Annotated in this window: 19 protein-coding genes and 1 pseudogene; 11 read left to right on the top strand and 9 right to left on the bottom strand. The window is 73.1% G+C overall.

Features of this window, described 5'->3' with window-relative positions; all coding sequences use genetic code 11:
• Window positions 1-144: 144 nt before the first annotated feature.
• Window positions 145-765 carry an L-threonylcarbamoyladenylate synthase gene (locus ACFYW3_RS13490; protein ID WP_053682472.1) on the bottom strand — a complete coding sequence of 207 codons (621 nt, stop codon included), beginning with the start codon at window positions 763-765 and terminating at the stop codon, window positions 145-147.
• A gap of 410 nt (window positions 766-1,175) precedes the next feature.
• Entirely contained in the window at window positions 1,176-1,742 is a 567-nt protein-coding gene (locus tag ACFYW3_RS13485) for an XRE family transcriptional regulator (RefSeq protein ID WP_351751106.1), read from the bottom strand.
• A gap of 143 nt (window positions 1,743-1,885) precedes the next feature.
• On the opposite strand from ACFYW3_RS13485, the gene ACFYW3_RS13480 reads away from it, so the two are divergent.
• Both ACFYW3_RS13480 and ACFYW3_RS13475 read left to right on the top strand, forming a co-directional pair.
• The gene (locus tag ACFYW3_RS13480) at window positions 1,886-3,013 is read left to right on the top strand and encodes an aryl-sulfate sulfotransferase (protein WP_389386313.1); all 1,128 of its coding nucleotides are present in this window, start codon (window positions 1,886-1,888) and stop codon (window positions 3,011-3,013) included.
• Window positions 3,010-4,365, top strand: a complete 1,356-nt coding sequence (locus ACFYW3_RS13475; RefSeq protein ID WP_351751103.1) for a solute carrier family 23 protein — start codon at window positions 3,010-3,012, stop codon at window positions 4,363-4,365. Before ACFYW3_RS13480 ends, ACFYW3_RS13475 begins: the two co-directional genes overlap by 4 nt.
• 157 nt (window positions 4,366-4,522) lie before the next feature.
• On the opposite strand, the gene ACFYW3_RS13470 is transcribed toward ACFYW3_RS13475, so the two are convergent.
• Together ACFYW3_RS13470 and ACFYW3_RS13465 are read right to left on the bottom strand one after the other, a co-directional pair.
• Window positions 4,523-4,798: a hypothetical protein gene (locus ACFYW3_RS13470; protein ID WP_351751102.1), complete on the bottom strand. Its 276-nt coding sequence runs from the start codon at window positions 4,796-4,798 to the stop codon at window positions 4,523-4,525.
• Between the two features lie 163 nt (window positions 4,799-4,961).
• Window positions 4,962-5,660: a class I SAM-dependent methyltransferase gene (locus tag ACFYW3_RS13465; RefSeq protein ID WP_351751100.1), complete on the bottom strand. Its 699-nt coding sequence runs from the start codon at window positions 5,658-5,660 to the stop codon at window positions 4,962-4,964.
• Window positions 5,661-5,829: 169 nt separating this feature from the next.
• On the opposite strand from ACFYW3_RS13465, the gene ACFYW3_RS13460 reads away from it, so the two are divergent.
• The 3 genes from ACFYW3_RS13460 (at window position 5,830) to ACFYW3_RS13450 (ending at window position 7,916) form a co-directional block, all read left to right on the top strand.
• Window positions 5,830-6,591, top strand: coding sequence for an SDR family NAD(P)-dependent oxidoreductase (locus ACFYW3_RS13460; protein WP_389386312.1), 762 nt, complete (start codon window positions 5,830-5,832; stop codon window positions 6,589-6,591).
• Between the two features lie 85 nt (window positions 6,592-6,676).
• Window positions 6,677-7,417 carry a ribonuclease H gene (locus ACFYW3_RS13455; protein WP_351751096.1) on the top strand — a complete coding sequence of 247 codons (741 nt, stop codon included), beginning with the start codon at window positions 6,677-6,679 and terminating at the stop codon, window positions 7,415-7,417.
• A gap of 67 nt (window positions 7,418-7,484) precedes the next feature.
• The gene (locus ACFYW3_RS13450; protein WP_351751094.1) at window positions 7,485-7,916 is read left to right on the top strand and encodes a DUF6234 family protein; all 432 of its coding nucleotides are present in this window, start codon (window positions 7,485-7,487) and stop codon (window positions 7,914-7,916) included.
• A gap of 25 nt (window positions 7,917-7,941) precedes the next feature.
• On the opposite strand, the gene ACFYW3_RS13445 is transcribed toward ACFYW3_RS13450, so the two are convergent.
• Window positions 7,942-9,294: a cytochrome P450 gene (locus tag ACFYW3_RS13445; RefSeq protein WP_389386311.1), complete on the bottom strand. Its 1,353-nt coding sequence runs from the start codon at window positions 9,292-9,294 to the stop codon at window positions 7,942-7,944.
• 340 nt (window positions 9,295-9,634) lie between these two features.
• Between ACFYW3_RS13445 and ACFYW3_RS13440 the strand changes: the two genes are divergently transcribed.
• Entirely contained in the window at window positions 9,635-11,698 is a 2,064-nt protein-coding gene (locus ACFYW3_RS13440) for a SpoIIE family protein phosphatase (protein WP_351751091.1), read from the top strand.
• 68 nt (window positions 11,699-11,766) lie between these two features.
• On the opposite strand, the gene ACFYW3_RS13435 is transcribed toward ACFYW3_RS13440, so the two are convergent.
• The gene (locus ACFYW3_RS13435; RefSeq protein WP_389386310.1) at window positions 11,767-11,955 is read right to left on the bottom strand and encodes a hypothetical protein; all 189 of its coding nucleotides are present in this window, start codon (window positions 11,953-11,955) and stop codon (window positions 11,767-11,769) included.
• Complete coding sequence (locus ACFYW3_RS13430) at window positions 11,952-12,623, bottom strand: TetR/AcrR family transcriptional regulator C-terminal domain-containing protein (protein ID WP_389386309.1); 672 nt, start codon at window positions 12,621-12,623, stop codon at window positions 11,952-11,954. Before ACFYW3_RS13430 ends, ACFYW3_RS13435 begins: the two co-directional genes overlap by 4 nt.
• Before the next feature lie 62 nt (window positions 12,624-12,685).
• On the opposite strand from ACFYW3_RS13430, the gene ACFYW3_RS13425 reads away from it, so the two are divergent.
• The 3 genes and pseudogenes from ACFYW3_RS13425 (at window position 12,686) to ACFYW3_RS13415 (ending at window position 17,324) form a co-directional block, all read left to right on the top strand.
• Window positions 12,686-14,239, top strand: a complete 1,554-nt coding sequence (locus ACFYW3_RS13425) for an FAD-dependent monooxygenase (protein ID WP_389386308.1) — start codon at window positions 12,686-12,688, stop codon at window positions 14,237-14,239.
• A gap of 257 nt (window positions 14,240-14,496) precedes the next feature.
• Window positions 14,497-15,147 carry a DUF4360 domain-containing protein gene (locus ACFYW3_RS13420; protein WP_351751085.1) on the top strand — a complete coding sequence of 217 codons (651 nt, stop codon included), beginning with the start codon at window positions 14,497-14,499 and terminating at the stop codon, window positions 15,145-15,147.
• A gap of 200 nt (window positions 15,148-15,347) precedes the next feature.
• Window positions 15,348-17,324: pseudogene (locus ACFYW3_RS13415) on the top strand (prolyl oligopeptidase family protein).
• Between the two features lie 46 nt (window positions 17,325-17,370).
• Here the strand turns inward: ACFYW3_RS13415 and ACFYW3_RS13410 are convergent.
• Complete coding sequence (locus ACFYW3_RS13410; RefSeq protein WP_389386584.1) at window positions 17,371-18,621, bottom strand: cytochrome P450; 1,251 nt, start codon at window positions 18,619-18,621, stop codon at window positions 17,371-17,373.
• Window positions 18,622-18,841: 220 nt separating this feature from the next.
• Window positions 18,842-19,321 carry a GNAT family N-acetyltransferase gene (locus ACFYW3_RS13405; RefSeq protein WP_351751082.1) on the bottom strand — a complete coding sequence of 160 codons (480 nt, stop codon included), beginning with the start codon at window positions 19,319-19,321 and terminating at the stop codon, window positions 18,842-18,844.
• A 302-nt stretch (window positions 19,322-19,623) separates the two neighbouring features.
• Between ACFYW3_RS13405 and ACFYW3_RS13400 the strand changes: the two genes are divergently transcribed.
• Together ACFYW3_RS13400 and ACFYW3_RS13395 are read left to right on the top strand one after the other, a co-directional pair.
• Window positions 19,624-20,073 carry an SRPBCC family protein gene (locus ACFYW3_RS13400; protein WP_351751081.1) on the top strand — a complete coding sequence of 150 codons (450 nt, stop codon included), beginning with the start codon at window positions 19,624-19,626 and terminating at the stop codon, window positions 20,071-20,073.
• A complete protein-coding gene (locus ACFYW3_RS13395; RefSeq protein ID WP_389386307.1) occupies window positions 20,070-20,906 on the top strand; it encodes a DUF1206 domain-containing protein in 837 nt (278 codons plus the stop codon). Before ACFYW3_RS13400 ends, ACFYW3_RS13395 begins: the two co-directional genes overlap by 4 nt.
• The last annotated feature ends 94 nt before the right edge of the window (window positions 20,907-21,000 follow it).

The following is a 21,000-nucleotide window of genomic DNA, read 5'->3' as shown; positions in this document are numbered from 1 at the left end:
CGGGAGACGTCGCCGGCCGCAGGCGTCGGCGGTACGGGCGGCCCGGGCCCGGGCGTCACCGGCAGCGGGCGGGGCGGGGCGTGGCGTGGGCCCGACGCCGCCCCGCCCGCCCCCCCCGTCGTGCCCCGGGCGCCGTCGTCGGGGCTACTCGAAGCGGGCCGTGTCGCCCGCCCCGTGGCGCACGATCTCGGCCTCGCCGCCCGAGAAGTCGATGACGGTGGTCGGCCTGGTCCCGCAGTCACCGGAGTCGACCACGATGTCCAGCACGTGGTCGAGGCGCTCCTTGATCTCCCAGCCCTGGGTCATCGGCTCGGGCTCGTCCGGCAGGAGCAGGGTGCTGGACAGCAGCGGCTCGCCGAGGTCGGCGAGCAGCGCCTGGGTGACCGCGTGGTCGGGGATGCGGACGCCGACCGTCTTCTTCTTGGGGTGGAGCAGTTGGCGCGGCACCTCCTTCGTCGCCGGCAGGATGAAGGTGTAGCTGCCGGGGGTGGAGGCCTTGATCGCGCGGAAGACGTCGTTGTCGATGTGGACGAACTGCCCCAACTGCGCGAAGTTCTGGCAGACGAGGGTGAAGTGGTGCCGGTCGTCCAGACGGCGGATCGACCGGATCCGGTCGAGGCCGTCGCGGTTGCCGAGCTGACATCCCAGCGCGTAGCAGGAGTCGGTCGGATACGCGATGAGCGACCCGGAGCGGATCATGTCGGCGATGTTGCCGATGGAGCGTTGCTGCGGATTTTCGGGGTGCACGTCGAAGTACTTCGCCATTCACCGAGACTACGCGACCCGGACGCTCCGCTCCGGTTCGGGACCCGCGTCCGTACGGGCCTGGGCCGTCTCTTTCGGATCTTGCCTGACCCGCGCCGCCCGGCACCGCACCTCGCCGCGTTGTCGAGGCACCCGAGGACGTCCAGTACGCGGGAGCCTCTCCGCCTTGCGATGCACGGCACCGGACGACGCGGGCTTGACCGGCAAGATCCGACAGAGACGGCCCAGGTCGCCCGGCGGGGCGACCGGGGGCGCGTGTCAGCCGACCGGCTCGCCCGTCCGGCCCGGGGACGTCGAGGGCCACCCTGCCCGTTGACCGCCGCGGCGGTCTTCCCGCGCCTGATCACGAGCCGAGGCTGACGGCCGGCCCCCGACCCCTGGTCGTCGGCACCGAAGTCCACCGAGGCCGGTCAGGCGCGCGGGTCCACGGTGGTCTCGATGTGGTCCGCCACCGCGACGAGCAGGACGCGGGTGCCCTCCTCCAGCGCCCGCCAGCGGTGCCGCACCCCGCCCGTGAGGTAGAGGGTGTCGCCCCTGCCCAGGTGGTGGGTGCGGCCCTCGGCCTCGACCTCGACGGTTCCGTCGGCGACGTACATCAACTCGTCGTTGCGGTGCCGGAACGCGCGGTCCGCGTCGTGGTCCCCGGTGAACTCCAGCGCGTGCATCTGCTGTTGGCCGCGGACGAGCGGACGCACCCGCGCCGTCGGATCGAGCCCGGCGTCGGCGTCGGCGCGCACGATGTCCACGCGCCGGGGGGTCTCGGCCGCCGTCAGCAGTTGTACGGCCGTGGTCTCCAGCGCGTCGGCGATGAGTTGCAGCGAACGCATGCTGGGACGGGCCCGGTCGTTCTCGATCTGGCTGAGGAACGGTGACGACAGCCCGCTGCGGCGCGCCACCTCGGCGAGGGTGAGGTCCAGCGCCCTGCGTCGTCTGCGGATGCCCGCCCCGATCAGGGGCGCGGGCGGTTCGTCCGTCACGTGGCTCCTCGATTCCTCCGCTGTGTGGATCATCCTCTCGCAATCGGTCGCGGGCTTCGCACTGCCTTCACAGTGCCGCAACACTCCACCGCTAGTTTCTAAGTCGATTGACCTCATCAAAGAAAGTTTCACAGGAGGACCGCATGTCCCCGATCGACCAGAACCTGCGCCGCCGCCGCGGCACCGGCCTGATCGCCCTCGACCCTTCCGCCTCGGAAGGGGGCTACACGCTCTTCGCCCCGCTCACCGGGACGGGCGAGGTGTATCTGATCGACCCGCACGGCGAGGTCGCCCACGAGTGGAAGCTCCCCTACCGGCCCGGTCGCCACGCCCGCGTCCTCGCGAACGGGAACCTGGCCTACAGCGGCGTACTGCCCGACCAGAGCGCCCTCTTCCCCATGTGGCACAAGTACCGGGGCGGCGTCATGCTCGAAGCCGCCCCCGACGGCGCGATCCTGCGCGAGCACCGCGACCCGCTCCAACACCACGACGCCCATCACCTCGGCGAGGGCCGCGTCCTCTACACGGCCCTCGAACCCCTGCGCGGCACCGACGCAGCCGCCGTGCGCGGCGGCGTACCGGGCTCCGAGCCGGACGGCACGGTCTGGGCCGACACGATCAAGGAGGTCGACGCGGACGGCTCCGTCCGCTGGTCCTGGCGCGCGGCCGAACACCTCGACCGCGAGGAGTACGCGCTGCACCCCGACTACTCGCGCGAACACTGGCCCCTGATCAACAGCGTGGTCCCGCTCGCCGACGGCAACGTCCTGGCGAGCCTGCGCAGCGTCTCGGCGGTCGTCGTCATCAGCCGGGAGACCGGCGAGATCCTCTGGCGCACCGAACCGGGAACGGTCTCGCAGCAGCACGCCCCCACCGAACTCGACAACGGCAACATCCTCGTCTTCGACAACGGCGTCTTCCGGCCCGGATCGGACGTCCCCTACTCCCGCGTCATCGAGATCGACCGCTCCTCCGGAAAGATCGTCTGGGAGTACCACGATCCCGCCCGCGAGTCGTTCTTCGCCCCGTTCATGGGCAGCGCCCAGCGCCTCGCCGGCGGCAACACCCTCGTGACGGACTCGCCCGCCGGTCGGCTCTTCGAGGTGACCCCCGAGGGCTACCTGTGCTGGGAGTACGTCAACCCGTACTTCGGCGGCTACCGGGAATCCGAGGTGCGCGGTCTCTTCCCGGCCGAACACAACGCGGTCTTCCGCGCGTACCGGTACACCGCGCGGGAACTGCCCTGGCTGATCAGAGAGGCCGGCTCGTGACCACCGCCGACACCACGTCCGACCCGGTGCGGCCGGTCGACGAGCGGCTGCCCCTGGCCCGGCTCGCCCCGCTCTCCGCGCAGCACGTGCTGGCCATGGTCGCAGCGCCCGTGTCCACGACGTTCCTCACCGGGCAGGCCCTCGGGCTCGACGCCGGCAGCACCGCGTCCCTGCTCAGCGCCACCCTCGTGCTGTGCGGCGTCGGCGCGCTGCTCCAGTCCCTCGGTGTCCGGGGCATCGGCGCCCGGCTGCCGTTCGTGATGCTGCCCGGCGGCGCGGCCACCGCGCTCTTCATCCAGATCGCCAAGGACCACGGCCCCGCCACGGCGACCGGATCCGTCCTCCTCGCGGCGGCGCTGCTGTTCGCGGTCCTGCCGTTCTACGCCAGGATCGTGCGCTTCTTCCCGCCGCTGGTCATGGGTACCGCCGTGTTGCTGATCGGCATCGCCATGATCCGGGTCGCCGCCCAACTGATCACCGGGCCGCGCACCGCCGCCGGGTACGCGGCGCCGTCGGCGGTCCTGCTGGCCGCCGTCACCATCGGTGTGACGGTGCTGCTGCTGTTCCTGCTGCGCGGAGTCTGGAGGCAGACGGCGGTCCTGCTCGGCATGGGCGCCGGCACCCTGATCGCCGTCACGACCGGGTTGGGCGCCTTCGCGCCCGCCGCCGGCAGCGGACTGGCGCTCCCGCACCTCCTCCCGTACGGAGCGCCGCAGTTCAACGTGCTCGCCGCGCTGCCACTGCTGATCTTCAGCCTCACCACGCTGGCGGAGATCACCGGACAGACCGTCCTGAACAGCGAGACGGTGGGCAACGACTCCGACCCCGGACGCGACGTCCCGCGCGTGGCCAGGGCCGACGCGCTGGTCTCCGTACTCGGCGGGCTCTTCGGCACCTCGCTCATGGTGACCAGCGCCGAGAACATCGGGATCGGCCGGATCACCGGGGTGCGCAGCCGCTACGTCACGGCCGGGGCCGGTGTGCTGCTCGTGGTCGTGGGACTGCTCGCGCCCCTCACCCGACTGCTGGCCGGCATACCGGCCCCGGTCGTCGGAGGGTCCGCGCTCGTGATCTACGGGATCATCGCCGTGATGGGCGTCGACATGCTGACGCGCGCCGACCCGGGGGAGAAGACCCACTCCACGGTGATCGCGCTCGCCCTCACCGTCGGACTGCTCCCGGTCGTCGCTCCCGACGTCTACCAGGGATTCCCCGGCTGGGCCCGCACGATCCTCGGCAGTGCGGTGGTGGCGGGCACCCTCACCGCCGTACTGCTCCACGCGCTGTTCCGGCGTCGCGTCCGCGAGGCGGACACGACGCCGGAACGGTCGACCGAGGTCCGGTCCGACTAGTGCTGTGGCCGGGAAGGTTTGCCGGGTCGCGGTGTCCGGTGCGGTGCATCGCAAGGCGGAGGACTGCCGCTTGTACTGGACGTACTCGGGCGGTCCGACAACGCGGCGAGGCGCCGTGCCGGGCGCCGTGACACGGTGAGCCTTTCCGGTCACCGCACTAGAAGGTGTCGGCCCAGTTCGACGCGTCCAGCAGCGACATGGCGGACGCGGCGCCGGCGGCGGCCGGCGGGGCGGTGCCGTCGTTGGAGCCGACGGTGTTGTCGCGGCCCGCGTTGAAGTTGTCGTCCTGCGCGTACTGCACGTTGGTGCTGCCGATGATGTAGACGTTGTGGACGTCGCCGTCGCCGGTCGCGGCCAGGGCCGGGGAGGCCACGGCGGACAGCGCGCCGGCGGCGGCCAGCACGGTCAGGGCGGCAAGGGCACGGCTGCGCATCGTTCGCTTCACAACATCGCCTTTCACAAGGGGGACTGGGGTCAGGTGAGAACGTAAACGCAGACGAATGCGGGCAATTGGCGACACACGGGACTCCTCGGACGATGGCACCGTTCGGCGGCGGATGAGGAGCGCGTGGTCGCAAGAACGGTTCAACCGATCGTCATACCGGGAAATCGGTGGGGGAGGCCGGGGAGGGCGCCGATTCCGGGCGACGGGCACGGCAGAAGAAGTGCTCCTCCGGCTCGACACGCGCTCCGGCGCCGTCGCGGGGATCGCCGGACCCGGCATCGGGTGTGAACACCGCCGTGTGGTGGCCGAGCACCTCCAACCCGGCGCTCTCCACCCGGCTCAGGTACTCGGTCGCGGACAGGCTGCTGACCGTGACCTCGTGCCCCATCCAGACGATGTCGAGATCACGGATGTCCCCCGGCACGGTCGCCATGACGAAGTACCCGCCGGGCGCCACCCACGACAGCATCCGCTCCAACGACGCCACCACCTCCCGCCGCTCCATCACCAGCAGCGGGAAGAAGGCGCACACCGCGTCGAAGCCCCCCTCGGGGGCCGTGTACGTCCGCACGTCGGCCTGCTCGAACCGGGCCGACGGCACCCGGGCCCGCGCCAGCCCGACCATTTCCGCCGACACGTCGATGCCGGTCACCGCGCAGCCCGCCCGCGCCAGCGCCTCGGCGGTCGGGCGACCGGTGCCGCTCCCCACGTCCAACACCCGTGAGCCCGGCTCCAGTCGGGCGGCGAGCCACTCCAGCGCCGCGAGCTGGCCGGGCACCCGCCCGAACACCTGCTCGTAGCGCGCGCCCACCTCGTCGAACACCTCCGCCGCCGTCTTGCGCTCACTCATCGAAGCCCCTCACTCCCGGGTCGACCGGATCCGTGTGGTGTGGGCGTCCCCGGTCGACCCGGGACGCCGTGGGGTTCGTGCCCCGGGCCGGAGCGGGAAAACCGCCGGTTGACATCGGGGGAGTCCCCGTTCAGAGTCATGATCGACAACAGCTCGGAGGGAGCGCGCGATGGGCACGGCGAGTAGGGGCGTACTGGTCACCGGCGCCTCCCGGGGCATCGGCCGCGCGATCGCGACGGCGTTCGCCGAGCGTGGGGACCGCGTCGCGGTGCACTGCTCGACCAGGGAGTCCGAGGCGCGTGAGGTCCTCGGGGCGCTGCCCGGAGACGGCCACGTACTGGTGTCCGGCGATCTCACCGATCCCGTACGTGTCGAGGGAATCGTCGCGGAGGCCGTCGAAGCGCTCGGCGCGGTGGACGTCCTGGTGAACAACGCCGCCGTGATGATCCCCCACCCCCTGGCCACCACCCCGTACGCGCAGTGGCAGGACGCCTGGCGGCGGACCGCCGCCGTCAACCTGTTCGGCGCCGCCGACATCAGCTACTGCGTCGCCCGCCGGATGATCGACGAGGGGCGCGGGGGCCGCATCGTGAACGTCGGCTCGCGCGGCGCCTTCCGGGGCGAACCCGAGCACCCCGCCTACGCGGCGACCAAAGCGGCCCTGCACGCCCTCGGGCAGTCCCTGGCCGTCTCCCTCGCACCCCACGGCATCGCCGTCGCCTCCGTGGCGCCCGGCTTCGTCGCCACCGAACGGGTCGCCGACCGGCTGAACTCCCCGGAAGGCGAACGGATCGCCGCGCAGAGCCCGTTCGGTCGCGTCGCCGAACCCGGCGAGATCGCCTCGGCCGTCCTCTACCTCGCCTCGCCCGAGGCGACCTGGTCCTCCGGCACGATCCTGGACGTCAACGGGGCCTCTTACCTCCGTACGTGACGCGCGGCGTCAGGCGTCCGGCGTCAGACGTCCGGCGTCCTGCCCGCGGTCGAGGACGGGTCTTCGGGTGGGGCATGATCGGGGGATGTCTGATCGCATCATTGCCGCCTGCGACGGGGCGGCCAAGGGGAATCCCGGGCCCGCCGCATGGGCCTGGGTCATCGCCGACGCCGAGGGGCGCCCCGAGCGCTGGGAGTCCGGTCCACTGGGACGGGCCACGAACAACGTGGGCGAACTCACCGCCCTTCAGCGCCTGTTGGAGGCCGTCGCCCCCGGCGTGGTGCTCGAGGTGCGGATGGACTCGCAGTACGCGATGAAGGCCGTGACCCAATGGCTCCCCGCGTGGAAGCGCAACGGCTGGAAGACCGCGGCGGGCAAGCCGGTGGCCAACAGGGAACTCGTCGAGAGCATCGACGCGCTGTTGGCGGACCGGGACGTGGAGTTCCGCTACGTGCCCGCCCACCGTGAGGACGGCGACCACCTGAACGCCATCGCCGACCAGGCGGCCAGTGACGCGGCCGTCAGTCAGCAGGCCGCGGGCACCGCCCTGGGCGACGTGTCCATGCCGGTTCCCGCGCCCGTGCGCAGCGCGCCGGCCCGGAGCTCCGCCGCGCGCGGCTCCGCGAGCCGCGCCTCCGCCACCCGGGGCGCGGCCGGCGGCAAGGCGTCGCCCTCCCGCGGTGGCCGGTCCATCAAGGCCAAGTTCCCGGGCACCTGCCCCTGCGGCAAGCAGTACGCGGCCGGCGAGATGATCGCGAAGCTCGGGACGCGCTGGGGGCACCCGGACTGCCCGAGCCCCGTGCCGGAGCCCGCCGCCACCTCGTGACCGCGCGGCCGTGTGCATGAGTACGCGTACTCATGCACACGCCGACCCGCGTGGCGAGAGTGGGGGCATGACGACATCGACGGAATCCGCCCCCGACCGCACGGACGTGGGGCGGCCGGGGTCCGGGTGCGCGGCCTTCGGCCTCGTTCTCCTGGAACTCCTGGCCATGTGCGGGGTGGCGCTCGTCTGGCTCGGGGAGTCCTTCCGGCTGGACACGTCGCGGGACGAGCCGGACGTACGGCTCGACGGATACCTCGGCGCCCTCGCCGTGGTGCTCCTCGTCGCCCTGGTCGTCGCGCTCGTGGCGGGATGGCGCGGGGCGCGGGCGGTGGTGTGGAGCCAACTCGTCATGATGGCCCTCCTGCTCGCCGTGATCGTCGCGGGAGGCGCGGCCCAGCGGCACGAGGACGAGCGTGATCACCCGGCGCCCGGGTTCACCGGAATGGTCGGCTGCCGCAGCGGCGGGGACGACAGCGAGTGCGCGCACACCGGCCGGTGACGCTCGCGGAGTCGGGGGAGACCGCCTACCCGGGTCCGGCTCCGGCGGCGGTGAGCACGGCCGGCGTCGGTCCGTCCGGGCGCACCGTGACGCTGTACGCGGCCTTCGTCGGAGCGGAGCGGAAGGTCACGGTGTGGCCGGGCAGCAGGTGTTCGAGCAGGACCGTGGACTCCAGGAGGGCGAACTGCAGCCCCAGGCAGGCCCGCGGCCCGAGCCCGAACGGCAGGTAGGAGCCCGGATGGGTGGGACGCCCGCCCGGGTCCGTGAACCGGCGCGGGTCGAAACGCTCGGGGTCCGGCCACAGGGCGGCGTCGCGGTGCGCGAGGTAGGGGCAGACCAGCACGTCGGTCCCCGCTTCGATGGCGTACCCGGCCAGCGTGTCGTGCGCCGTGCTGCGGCGGGGCAGGATCCAGGCGGACGGGTAGAGCCGGAGGGTCTCGCTGACCAGCGCCCTGATGGCCTCGCGCCGCTCGGGCGACCCTTCGTCGCCCGAGGCCAGGACCCGCTCGCGGGCCTCGGGGTGGCGGTCGAGGAGCAGGTGGAGCCAGGTCAGCGTGGTCGCGGTGGTCTCGTGGCCGGCGACCAGCAGCGTCACCAGTTCGTCGTGGACGAGCCGGTCGGTGTGCCCCGGGTGTTCGGCCGACGCCGTGGACGCGTCGAGCAGGACGTGGAGCAGACCCGGGCCGGTCGGGCCGGCCACTCGTCCGCGGGTCGCCTCGACGGCGTGCCGGACGACGAGGTCGATCCTGGCGAGGTCCGCCGCGACCGCCGCCCGCGCGTCGAGCGCCTCGGCGGGCAGGGTAGGCAGGGCGGCCACGACCGATCCCACGCGGGCCAGTTCGCGCTCGGTGTCCTCGTCGAGGGGGTGGCCGGTGAGGGAACGCCAGATGGTGTCCAGCGCGAACCGGCGCATCTCCTCGCCGACGTCGAGCGTGTGCCCGCTGTGGCCGTACTCGGCCCAGCGCCGGGCGGCCGTCCGGGCGGCCTCGACGATCCGCTGTTCGTGGCGGCGCATCCCCGCGCCGGTGAACTGGGACTGGAGCAGCCGCCGTTGACGCTTCCACGCCTCACCGGTGGCCGAGAGCGCGCCGTCGCCGATCAACAGCCGGGCGCGGTGCGAACGCTTGACGTACCGGTCCGCGTGCTGGGCGAGCACGTGCTGGACCGCCCGCGCCTCCGAGACCAGGATCGTGGGCCTCGACCCCAGACGGACGGCCACCACGCCGCCGAGCAGCTCGCGCGCCACGGCCAACAGTTCGATCAGCTCGCCCCCCTCGCGGCGCCACCGGTCCACATGGGCGGGGTCCAGCTCGGGAGGTGGCCGGCGGGTCCGGGGGACACGCGGCGGGCGGGCGGCGGGGTGGGTTCCGGTGGCCACTGGTTTCTCCTGTTCGACCGCTGGAATCGGTCCTCTGGGAAGCGCCGGCGTCACGGACCGTCGCCTGTCCGCGAGTGCGGTGACCTGGACCCGGTGTGTCGGGGCCTGGAGGCCCCGTGCGACGCTCCGAGCGGCCGGCCGTGCCGTGCCCGCTCGCCGGGAAACCTGCCGGTCGACTCCTCATCGTGATCGCCCGAGTGCGTTCCGTGGGATTCCGGCGTCACCGTCCGGATTCCGCGATGGGACGAAATGTACCCCTCTTCGATCGCGGGCAGAATTGGAGGAACGGCCCGTGATCGATTCGCGGGCGCCGGCCAGCCACCCGTGAGGGGATCTGCCGATGCCGACGGACCCGCCTGGGGGAGATGGGGGCGAGCATGATCCCGAGCAGCTCCGGTCCGAGCCGGGATCGCTCCTGGAGCACGTGTCGGTCGCGGTCTTCGGCATCGACGACGAGGGCCTGATCCGGTACTGGGGCCCCGGCGCCCGGAAACTGTTCGGCCACGAGGCCGCGGACGTGCTCTCCGGGCCCGCGGCCGTCCTCTTCCCGGCCTCGGAGCCGGGCGCGGCCGCGCGCCTCGTCGAGCGGGCCCGGACCCTCGGATACTGGCGCGTACGGCTGCCCGTCCGACACCGGGACGGCACCGTCTTCGACTGTGGCTTCCGGGTCTTCCCCGTGACCGGCGCCGAGGACGACTCCGTGATCATGGGTCTGGCGAGCGGGAGCGACGAACTCGACCGGGTGAAGACCAACCTGTCCTTCCTCGACGCGCTCTTCGAGACCTGCCCGATCGGCCTGGTCATGCTCGACGAGGAGCTGCGCTACGTCCACCTCAACCAGGCGCTGGCCGACATGGACGGCATCCCCGTCGGCGAGCACCTCGGACGGCACATGGCCGACGTCATGATCACGTCGGACGACGGCGAGTACCGGCGGATGCTGGGCGGGGTCGCCCGGGACGGCCGCCCGGTGGTCGGCACGCTGGTGGGCCTGCGGACCAGCGGACACCCCGACCGCGACCAGGTGCGGTCGGTGAGCTTCTTCCCGCTGAGCGGCGCCGGGGACACCCGGCGCGGGGTGGGAGGGCTGCTGATCGACGTCACCGACCGGGAGCGGGCCATCCTGGAGGCGACGTCGGCCCGCCGCCGGCTGGCGCTGTTGGACCGGGCGGCGGGACACATCGGCACCACCCTGGACGTGGAGGTCACCGCGCGGGAGCTGGTCGAGGTCGTGGTGCCGGACTTCTGCGACGGATCCGTCGTGGAGCTCGTGGAGTGGATGGACGAGAACGAGGATTTCGATCCGGAGCTGCCGCTGTTCACCCGCAGGATCGCCTCGGGCACCATCCTGGACGCGCCCGCCGTCGAGCTGGTGGGCGGCCTGCGCGAGGTGACCTACCCGCCGGGCTCCGGCATCCACCAGATGCTGAGCTCGGGCCGCCCGATCTGCGTCCGGGTGGACGAGGACTTCGTCACCCGGACCGTCGTGCACCGACAGCGGGCCCGGCTGCTCATGGAAAGCGGCCTGGTCCGCATCCTCATCGCCCCGCTCATCGCACGCGGCACGGTGCAGGGCCTCGCCATGTTCGGGCGCTCGGCGGCCCGCCCCGACTTCGCCGAACAGGATCTCGGGCTCGCGGGGGAACTGGCCTCGCGCGCCGCCCTCTGCCTGGACAACGCCCGCCTGTACAGCCGGGTCCAGGACATCGCCCTCACCCTCCAACGCTCGCTGCTGCCCACCGCCCCCGCTGCCGGCCCCCACGTCGACATCGCCCACCGCTACCTGCCCGGCGGCCGGGGCACCGAGGTCGGCGGCGACTGGTACGACGCCGGAACCCTGCCCGACGACCGGGTGACCCTCGTCGTCGGCGACGTGATGGGCCACGGGGTGCCCGCCGCGGCGGCCATGGGTCGGTTGCGGATCACCGCGAAGGCACTCTCCCGGCACACCCGCGACCCCCGGGCGTTGCTGGAGGAACTCGACGCCTGCGCCCAGGACGTCGGCATCGAATGGGCGACCTGCGCGTACCTCCTGTACGACGCCCGCACGGGGCGCGCCGTGATCGCCAACGCGGGCCATCCGCCGCCCCTGGTACGCCACCCCGACGGGTCGATCGAGACCCTCGCGGAGGGCCTGGGGGTGCCGCTCGGGGTGGGCGGCGTACCGTTCGAGTCGATCGAGGTCGAACTCCCCGAGGGCGCCACGGTGGCCCTCTACACCGACGGGCTGATCGAGGCCCGCGGCCGGGACATCGACACGGGCCTCGACGCGCTCCGCGAGGAACTGCGCGGCCCCATGGGGTCGTTGGAGGAGGCCGCCGACCGGATCCTGGCGAACCTGCTGCCCGACACCGCGACCGACGACACGGTCCTCGTACTGGCCCGGGTACGCCGCGCCCGGTGACGTGCCGGGCGGCGCGCCCGGCCAGTGCCCGGTGCCTGTTCCCGTGTCGGGTCCGGCGCCGCCGCCCGTCAGCGCCGCGCGGGGCGGACCCGTACGACCTCCAGGTGTCGCTCGAAGGGCACGACCTCCTCGTCCCCGTCGGGCGCGGGGGAGGCCGGCCCGCCGTGCGCGGTCGATCGGAGCGGCCTCCGCTTGCGGTTCCGCTTGCCGCCGCCCTTCCGGCCGGTCAGGCCCGCGCCGGAAGGGCGGGCGGTCATTCCGGGCGCGGGCCCCGCGCCGACAGGCCGGTGATCAGCAGGTCCAGGCCGAACTCGAAGCGGGCGGTGAAGTCGGTGCTGGTGACCACCGGCAGCGCGCGCGCCAGGTACGGGTAGGCCTCGGCCGTCGCCGCCTCGCGCAGGCGCGCCGGATCGGCCGGACCGTCCGGGTCGAGGGCGGCCTGTTCCTCCAGCGTGTGGCCCAGGGTGAAGTCGGTCATGGCCCACAGGGCCCGCGCCGCGTCCGCCTCGGCGAAACCGGCCCCGATCAGCACCGAGACCACCGACTCCGCGAACCCGAGCGTGTTCGGGCCGGTCGGGTGCGTGCCGGCGTGGACCCGCGCCCCGTCCCGCCGTGCCAGCAGCGCCGCGCGCAGCGCGCGGGCGCGGCCGGCCAGCGCCGTCTGCCATGTGTCGTCCTCGGGTGCGGTGGCGGCCGTCGCCGGGGCCATCATCCGCTCGGCCATCTCCGTGAGCAGGTCGTCCTTCGTGGCGAAGTGCCGGTACAGCGCGCCGGCCTGGGCGCCGACGGCGTCGGCGAGGCGCCGCATGGTCAGCGCCTCCAGGCCGTGCTCGTCCAGCAGGTGCAAGGCCGTCTCGACGGTGCGCGTCCGGTCGAGGCGGGCGGGGCGACCTCGCCCGGGGGCGGAGGTTGACAGGGAGCTCATGCGCCTCACTATAGTGAACAGCGTTCACGTGAACGCTGTTCACTTATTAAGGAGTGCCCCTCATGGACACCGATGTGATCATCGTGGGCGCCGGTCCCACCGGACTGATGCTGGCCTGCGAACTCGCCCTGGCCGGCGTGCGGACCCGGATCATCGAGCGCCGCACCGCCCCCCACCCGCACTCCCGCGCCCTGACCCTTCACCCGCGCAGCGTGGAGATCCTCGACCTGCGCGGCCTCGCCCCCCGTTTCCTCGCCCACGGCAGACCCGTCCCCGGCTGGCACTACGCGGCCCTGCCCACCCCGCTCGACTTCGCCGCCCTCGACACCCGCCACGGCTACACCCTGGCCATCCCACAGACCCGCACCGAAGCCCTCCTGGAGGAACGCGCCCGGGAACTCGGCGTCCGGATCAGCCGCGGCCTGCGACTCACAGCGCTGACCCAGGACGCCGACGGTGTCACCTGTACCGTCCGAACCGTCGACGGGCGTTGCGTTGAAGAGGCTCGCGGTGACGACGACGGCGGCGGTCAGGCGGACCGGGCGGCCCTCCGGGCCCGGTACCTCGTGGGCTGCGACGGTGGCCGTAGTCCCGTCCGGGAGGCGGCCGGCATCGCCTTCCCCGGCAGCGACGAGACCCTGACCGGCGTGCTCGGCGACTTCGCCGGCCTCGAAGCCGACCCGGACGCCCTGCGCCGGCTGCGCGCCGCCGGAGGCCTGGCCGTACCGCTGGAGGGCGGACTCACCCGCATCGTCCTGATCGACCCCGAACGCATGCGCACATCCTCCGCGGAGCCCGTCACGACGGACGAGTTCCGCGCCTGCCTGAACCGGCTCTGCGGATCCGACCTCGGCATCGGCGAGCCGCTCTGGTCGTCCCGCTTCGGCAACGCGACCCGACTCGCCGAGCGTTACCGCGCCGGCCGGGTCCTGATCGCGGGCGACGCCGCGCACATCCACTTCCCGGCCGGTGGCCAAGGCCTCAACACCGGCCTCCAGGACGCGTTCAACCTCGGCTGGAAACTCGCCGCCGACCTCGGGGGCTGGGCACCGCCCGGTCTCCTCGACAGCTACGACGCCGAGCGCCGCCCCGTCGGCCGCGCCGTCACCGACAACACCGCCGTACAGACCCTGCTGGCCGAACTGACCCTGGTACCGCCGTACGCCGCCCCGGCCGTCGCCCTGCGCGCGCTCCTCGACGAACTCCTCGGCCTGCCGGAGGTGAACCGCCTGCTCGCCGGACGGGTATCGGCCCTCGCCACCCGCTATCCCCTCGACGGCGACGCGCCCGCGGGGCGGCGCCTGCCCGACATCGCCCTCACCGTCGCCGGCTCGTCCGCGCGGCGGGCCCACGAACTCTTCCACCAGGGCCACTTCGTCCTGCTCGACCTCACCGGCCGCCCGTCAGGGGGCGGCCCCGACGCGCCCGCGCACCCCCGCCTCACCCGCGCGACCGTCACCGCGCACGACCCGCACGAGGACCTCGACGGGGTGACCGAGCTCCTCGTCCGGCCCGACGGCCACATCGCCTGGGCCACGCGTACCGCGGACCCGCGCCCGCGCGCCGCCGAACGGGCCGCCGCCCTCGCGGCGGCGATCGACACCGGCCGCGGGTGAGCCGTGGGTCGCGCGTACCCCGGAGGCCGATGTCGACGCCGTGTGTTCGGCCGGTTACCGCCTTATTCCTCGGGGAGCGCGGTCTCTAGCATCCAGAGCGTTCCGGTACTCGTTCCGCGACGCGGCCGGACGGTCGAGGTTTCCACACGCCGCGGCCCCACCCGACGATTCCCGCTGTCCGGATCGCCGGAGCCGGGCCGCGCGCTCGACCGGACCCCCCACCTCAGGCAAGGCCACCGACAACCGATCGGAGCATCATGCCCGGTGTCTTACTCGCCGGCGGCGCGACCGCCGTGTTCCTCGCCGGCACGTTCCTCGCCCCGCAGGCCCCGGCCGGCATCACCGTGCCGCCCGACAAGATCGTCATCGAGCTCGCGACCGTCAACGGGTCCGGATGTCCGCTGGGCACGGCGGCCGTCGCCGTGTCCGCGGACAACACGGCCTTCACCGTCACCTACAGCCAGTACCTGGCGCAGGTCGGCCTCGGCTCCCAGCCGACGGACTTCCGCAAGAACTGCCAGCTCAACCTGATCGTGCACGTGCCGCAGGGCTTCACCTACGCCGTCGCGAGCGCCGACTACCGCGGTTACGCCCACCTGGAGAGAGGGGCCAACGCGACCCAGAAGGCCTCGTACTACTTCCAGGGCTCGCCCGAGACGGCCACCGGGACCCACCGCTTCAACGGCCCGCTCGACAACAACTGGCAGGCCACCGACACCACCGACTGGGCCCAGCTGGTCTGGGCGCCCTGCGGCGCACAGCGCAACTTCAACATCAACACCGAACTGCGCGTCAACGCCGGCACCTCCGACCCGAGGAACACGAACAGCTTCATCGCCATGGACTCCACCGACGGTGCCATCCAGACCGTCTACCACCTCGCCTGGAAGACCTGCCCCGGACGCTGACCCCCGACGCCGACCCCGGTCGGCGTTCCCGGGTGCGGGCGCGGCCCCCTTCGCCGTGCCCGCACCACCGGCCCGACAGGCCCGCCGCCGTCCGGCGGGGCGGCCTGCCGGACACCGGTGCGGTGACGGCGCCGGCCGACCGGCGGACAGGCGGCGCAGGACGTCTGCACAATCGGGGGGTGATCGAAGAAGACCCGTACATGTGGCTGGAAGACGTGAGCGGCCCCCGCGCCCTGGCCTGGGCGGCCGAGCGGACCGCCGAGACGGCGGACCTGCTGGCCCGCGGCCCCGAGTTCGAGGCCCTGGCGGCCGAACTGCGCGAGGTCCTGGACGACGAACGGAGGATCCCCCACGTCCGTCGCCGCGGCCGGTACCTCTACAACTTCTGGCAGGACGCCGCACACGTCCGGGGCGTCTGGCGGCGCACCACGCCGGAGGAGTACGCCAAGGACCTCCCGGACTGAGAGACGGTGCTGGACGTCGACGCCCTCGCCGCCGAGGAGGCCGAGGACTGGACGTGGTCGGGCGCCGAGGTGCTGTACCCCGGCCACCGGCACGCGCTGGTGCTCCTCTCCCGGGCGGGCACCGACGCCGTGGTGGTGCGCGAGTTCGACCTGGAGACCCTGGCGTTCGTCACCGGCGGGTTCGAGGTGCCCGAGGGCAAGACCAGGATCGACTGGATCACCGTGGACGAGGTCTACGTAGGCGCCGACCTCGGCCCGGGCTCGCTCACCGCGTCCGGCTATCCCGCCACCGTGCGCAGATGGCGCCGCGGCACGCCCCTGGAACAGGCCCCCCTCGTCTTCGAGGTGGCGAACGAGGATCTGGCCGCGGCCGGCTGGTTCGATCCGACCGAGGGCTTCGAGCGCCACTTCCTGTCCCGGCAGAAGGACTTCTGGAACCAGAGCCTGTTCCTTCTCGACGAGAACGGTCTACGGGTCGAGATCGACGTACCGGGCGACGCCACCGCGTACGCCCACCGATCCTGGCTGGTGGTCGCCCCGAAGTCCCCCTGGCTCGGCCGGCCGGCGGGCTCCCTGCTGGCCTTCGACTTCGACGCGTTCCTCGCCGGGAACCGCGAGGCGGCCGTGCTGTTCGAACCGGACGAGCGCACCGCCCTCGCCGGCCACTCCTGGACCCGCAACCACCTGATCCTGCAGACGCTCGGCGACGTCTCCACCCGCATGGAGGTCCTGACGCCCACGCCCGAGGGCTGGCTCCGGGAACCGCTCGCGGACGTACCGCCGCTCGCCGCGGCCTCGATCACGGGAACCGACCCGCACGAGAGCGACGAGTACTTCCTCCACGTGGCGGGACACCTGCGACCCGCCACCCTCCACCGGGGCGAGATCGGTGGCGACAGCACGGTCGTCAAACGGGCGCCCGCCCTCTTCGACACCACCGGGCTGACGGTCCGGCAGTACTTCGCGACGTCCGAGGACGGCACCCGCGTGCCCTACTTCGTCGTCGGACCCGATACCGGTCCCGGGCCCACCCTGCTCTACGGCTACGGCGGATTCGAGGTGTCCCTGACCCCGGGGTACGACGCCGTCACCGGGCGCGCCTGGCTGGCCCGCGGCGGTACCCACGTCATCGCGGGCATCCGGGGCGGCGGCGAGTACGGGCCCCGGTGGCACCGGGCCGCGCTCAAGGCCGAGCGGCCGAGGGCGTTCGAGGACTTCGCCGCCGTCGCCGGGGACCTCGTCGCCCGCGGGATCACCACCCCCGACCGGTTGGGCATCGAGGGGCGCAGCAACGGCGGCCTGCTCATGGGCGCCATGACGGTCCGCTACCCCGAGCTGTTCGGCGCCGTCGTCATCGGCTTCCCGATCCTCGACCTCCTGCGCTTCCACCGGCTCCTCGCGGGCGCGTCCTGGACCGCCGAGTACGGGGACCCCGACCGGGCCGAGGACCGCCCCCACCTGGAGGCCCTCTCCCCGTACCACGCCTTCCGGTCGGACCGGCCCTACCCGCCGATCCTGCTCCTCACCGCGACCAGCGACGACCGGGTCCACCCCGGGCACGCGCGCAAGGCGGCCGCCCGGCTGCGGGAGCTGGGCCATGTCGTCCACTTCCACGAGACGGCCGGCGGCGGGCACGCGGGCGCCACCGACAACGCCCAGGCCGCCGTGAACGAGGCGCTCACCCACACCTTCCTCTGGAACCGCCTGGGGTGAGCGCGCCGAGCGGGCCCCCGGAGCCTTCACGGCCCCGGGGGCCCGCTCACCTCCGCAGGCGTACGGGAAGGGTCCGGTGGCCGTTGCTGATCAGGGAGGCGACGGGCCGCAACCCGGCCGCGGGGACGGCGAGTTCCATGGCGGGGAAACGGTCGAAGAGCTGCCGCAGGGCGACCTCCACCTCCAGCCGGGCCAGCGGCGCGCCCAGACAGAAGTGGACGCCGTGCCCGAAGGCCAGGTGGTCCTTGGTGAGCCGGGTGACGTCGAAGGTGTCGGCGTCCGTGCCGTGCCAGTCGGGGTGGCGGTTGGCGGCGGCGTACGAGGCGAGGATCGGTTCGCCCTTGGCGATGACCTGCCCGTCGGGCAGCGGGATGTCGACGACGGCGAAACGCATCGGCAGGTGCTTGACGGCCGGTTCGTGACGCAGGGTCTCCTCGACGACGTCGCCCCAACCGGCGCGCCCGGCGCGCAGGTGCTCCAACTGGTCGGGCCGCGTCAGAAGGGCGGTGACGGCCTGGTCGATGACGTTGACCGTCGTCTCGTAGCCGGCGCTGATCATCAGGAGAAGGGTGTCGCGCAGTTCGACGTCGGACAGCGCCGACCCGTCGCCCTCCTCGTCGCGGGAAGAGATCAGCAGGGAGGTCATGTCGTCTCCGGGCGCCGCCCGCCTGGTGGCGATCAGCCGGTCCAGGACCTCGTAGACCCGCATCGTGTTGATCGAGGCCTCCTCCGGGGTGAGCGTGGTGTCGAAGACACCGTCGACGACCGCACGGAACCCCTCGCGTTGGTCGACGGGCACCCCCATGAGGTGGCCGATCACCGCGATGGGCAGCGGGTACGCGAGCCGTTCCCGCAGATCGGTGACCTCGCCGGGCGGGACGGCCGCGAGCGGGTCGAGGAGGCCGGCGACGATGACCTCGACCGTCTCCCGGAGCGCGGCCACGCGGCGCGCACTGAACGCGGGGGCCACCATCCGCCGAAGCCGCCGGTGGTCGGCTCCGTAGGCGGTGAACATGTTGCTCGCCGCCACCCAGAGCGCGAGGGGCCAGGTCTCCACGGCCAGGTCGAAACCAGGCCAGTGGGCCCGGGCGTCCTTGGACACGTCGGGGCCGGTGAGTAACCGCTTGAGCAGGGCGGGTTCGGAGACGGCCCACGCGGTGACGCCGAGGATGTCGACGCGGGCCGCCGCCCCCCGGGCGCGCAGCAGCCGGTGTTCGGCGTGCCGGTCCGATCCGGAGGGGTCGAGGACGAGCGGGGCTTCGGGGTGGGGGACGGGGCCAGGTGCGGGTTGAGGCACGGGGCTGGGCGCGGGCCGGTTCACTCATGACTCCCTGGGATGGCGGTCGGATCGACGTCGATCGGGACGAATCCGTCGCGCCCGCCGAGCCGCCGGCCACCAGGGGTACGGTGCCCGCGCCGGCCCGCGGCGCGATCTTCCCGGGTTTCGCCCCCCACTGCCTTCCCCGGTCCCCTGCGGGGCAACCCCGTCGTGAGCCTCCGGCGCGCGGGACCCGGGATCAGCGTGCGGGCGGCATGTCGTAGGTGACCCACATGGTCCGGGTCGCCACCTGGTCGTACTTGGAGCGCGCCCGGTGGTTGTCGTCGGCGGTGATCCAGCGGACCACGCTCCAGCCGCGCTCCGCGGCGATCTCGGACAGTCGGGCCAGCAGCAGGTCGGCGGCGCCGCCGCCGCGGTGTTCGGGGGCGACGAACAGGTCGTCGAGGAAGCAGCCGACCGACGCCGAGAGGGGACGCGCGTACGGGCGGTAGTGCGCGAGGCCGACGAGCCGGCCCTCGCCGTCCTCGGCCACCAGGGCCTCCACCTCGTGCGCGGGGTCGTGCACCCACGACCACACCAGCGCGGCGGCCTCCTCGGTCTGCTCCACCCGGTAGAAGTCCGCGTAGCCGCGGTAGAGGACACGCCACCGCGCGAAGTCCGCCGGCCGTGCGGCACGGACGTGGACGGTGCTCGAACCGCGGTTCGCGTCGGCTGCCATGGGGTGTCTCCTCTGCTCGAACGGGTACTGCGCCGGGGTGCGGCGGCTGTCGCGGCACCGCCGCCCTCGCCCTCGCCGATCGATCATCGTCGACATCGGGGCCCGGCGAACGCGCCGGGGTGTCCAACAACGGCCCCGCGGTGCGCCGCCACGGCCGGATGACGGGAGGGCGCGGGCCGGGCCGGGCGGGGCCGCATGGAGGAAGAGGGTTCGGGTATCCGCGTGTTCGGAGCGGCCGACCCGGCGCACCGACGCCCGGATGATCGGGCGCTCCGGCACCGACCTGTATGGAAGGGGTACTCATGGCGCACGTCGAGGAGTACGTGGAGGTCAACGTCCCTGTTCGGACGGCCTACAACCAGTGGACACAGTTCGAGAGCTTCCCCGCCTTCATGGAGGGCGTCGACCGGGTGGAGCAGCGCGGCGACACCCTCACCCACTGGGTCACGAAGGTCAACGGCGTGGAGCGCGAGTTCGACGCGCGCATCACCGAGCAGGTTCCGGACCGCCGCGTGGCCTGGACGACCGTGGACGGCGACACCCGCCAGGCCGGACTGGTCACCTTCGAGGCGGTCGACGCGACCACCACCCAGGTGTCCCTGCACATGAACTGGATTCCCGAGGGCCTCGCCGAGAACGCCGCCGACAAGCTCGGCCTCGTCAAGCACCGGGTGAGCGGCGACCTGAAGCGGTTCAAGGTGTTCATCGAGTCTCGCGGTGCCGAGACCGGCGCCTGGCGCGGTGAGGTGTGAGTACCGCCAGAGCGGGCGTGGTGGGGGAGGGCGTCCGTTCCGCCTCGCGCGGCGGCACGGCCCGGTCCGTCACGGCCCGGTGCGGGTTGGCGGCGCGCGGCGCGCTGTACATCCTCATAGGACTGATCGCCGTCCGCGTCGGCTTCGGCAAGGGCGGCGGGGAGGCGGACCGGCAGGGAGCGCTCCAGGAACTGGCGGGCAAGCCGTTCGGGAGCGTCCTCGTCTGGGCCGTCGGCATCGGCCTGATCGGGATGGTGCTGTGGCGTCTGTCCGAGGCGGCCTTCGGCGCGGCCGGCCCGAAGGGCGACAAGGCCACGAAGCGTCTCACGGCGGCGGGACGCGCCGTCTTCTACGCCACGGCCGCCTTCTCGGTGCTGTCCTTCGCGACGGGCTCCGGAGGGGGCGGCTCCGGCGGCGACGAACAGTCGCGTGACCTGACGGCGTCCGCGATGGAACTCCCCGCCGGACGGTGGCTGGTGGGCGCCGTCGGGCTCGGGATCGCCGTCGCGGGCGTGGTCATCGCGGTACGGGCGGCCCGCCGCACCTTCCGCAAGCACCTGGACATGGCCGGAGTCGCCGACCACTGGCGCAAGGCCGTGGACTTCCTCGGGGTCACCGGCGGCGTGGCCCGCGGCGCGGTCTTCACGGCGGCCGGCGGTTTCGTCCTGTACGCCGCGTGGCGCTACGACCCGAGCCAGGCCAAGGGCATGGACGACACCCTGAAGACCTTCACCCAGACCCCGGCCGGCCCCTGGCTGCTCATCGCCGTGGCCATCGGGCTGGTGCTGTTCGGTGTGTTCTCGTGGGCCATGGCACGGTGGCGCAAGGTCTGAGCGCGACACCCCGGGCTCGTCCGGGGGCGGCGACACGGGCCGGGCGACCGGTGCGATCGAGGCCACTGACCCCCGACGGGGGTCAGTGGCCTCG

It is taken from the genome of Streptomyces sp. NPDC002602 (genome assembly GCF_042889445.1).
GTDB lineage: Bacteria > Actinomycetota > Actinomycetes > Streptomycetales > Streptomycetaceae > Streptomyces.
This window is presented reverse-complemented; position numbering and strand designations above follow the sequence as displayed.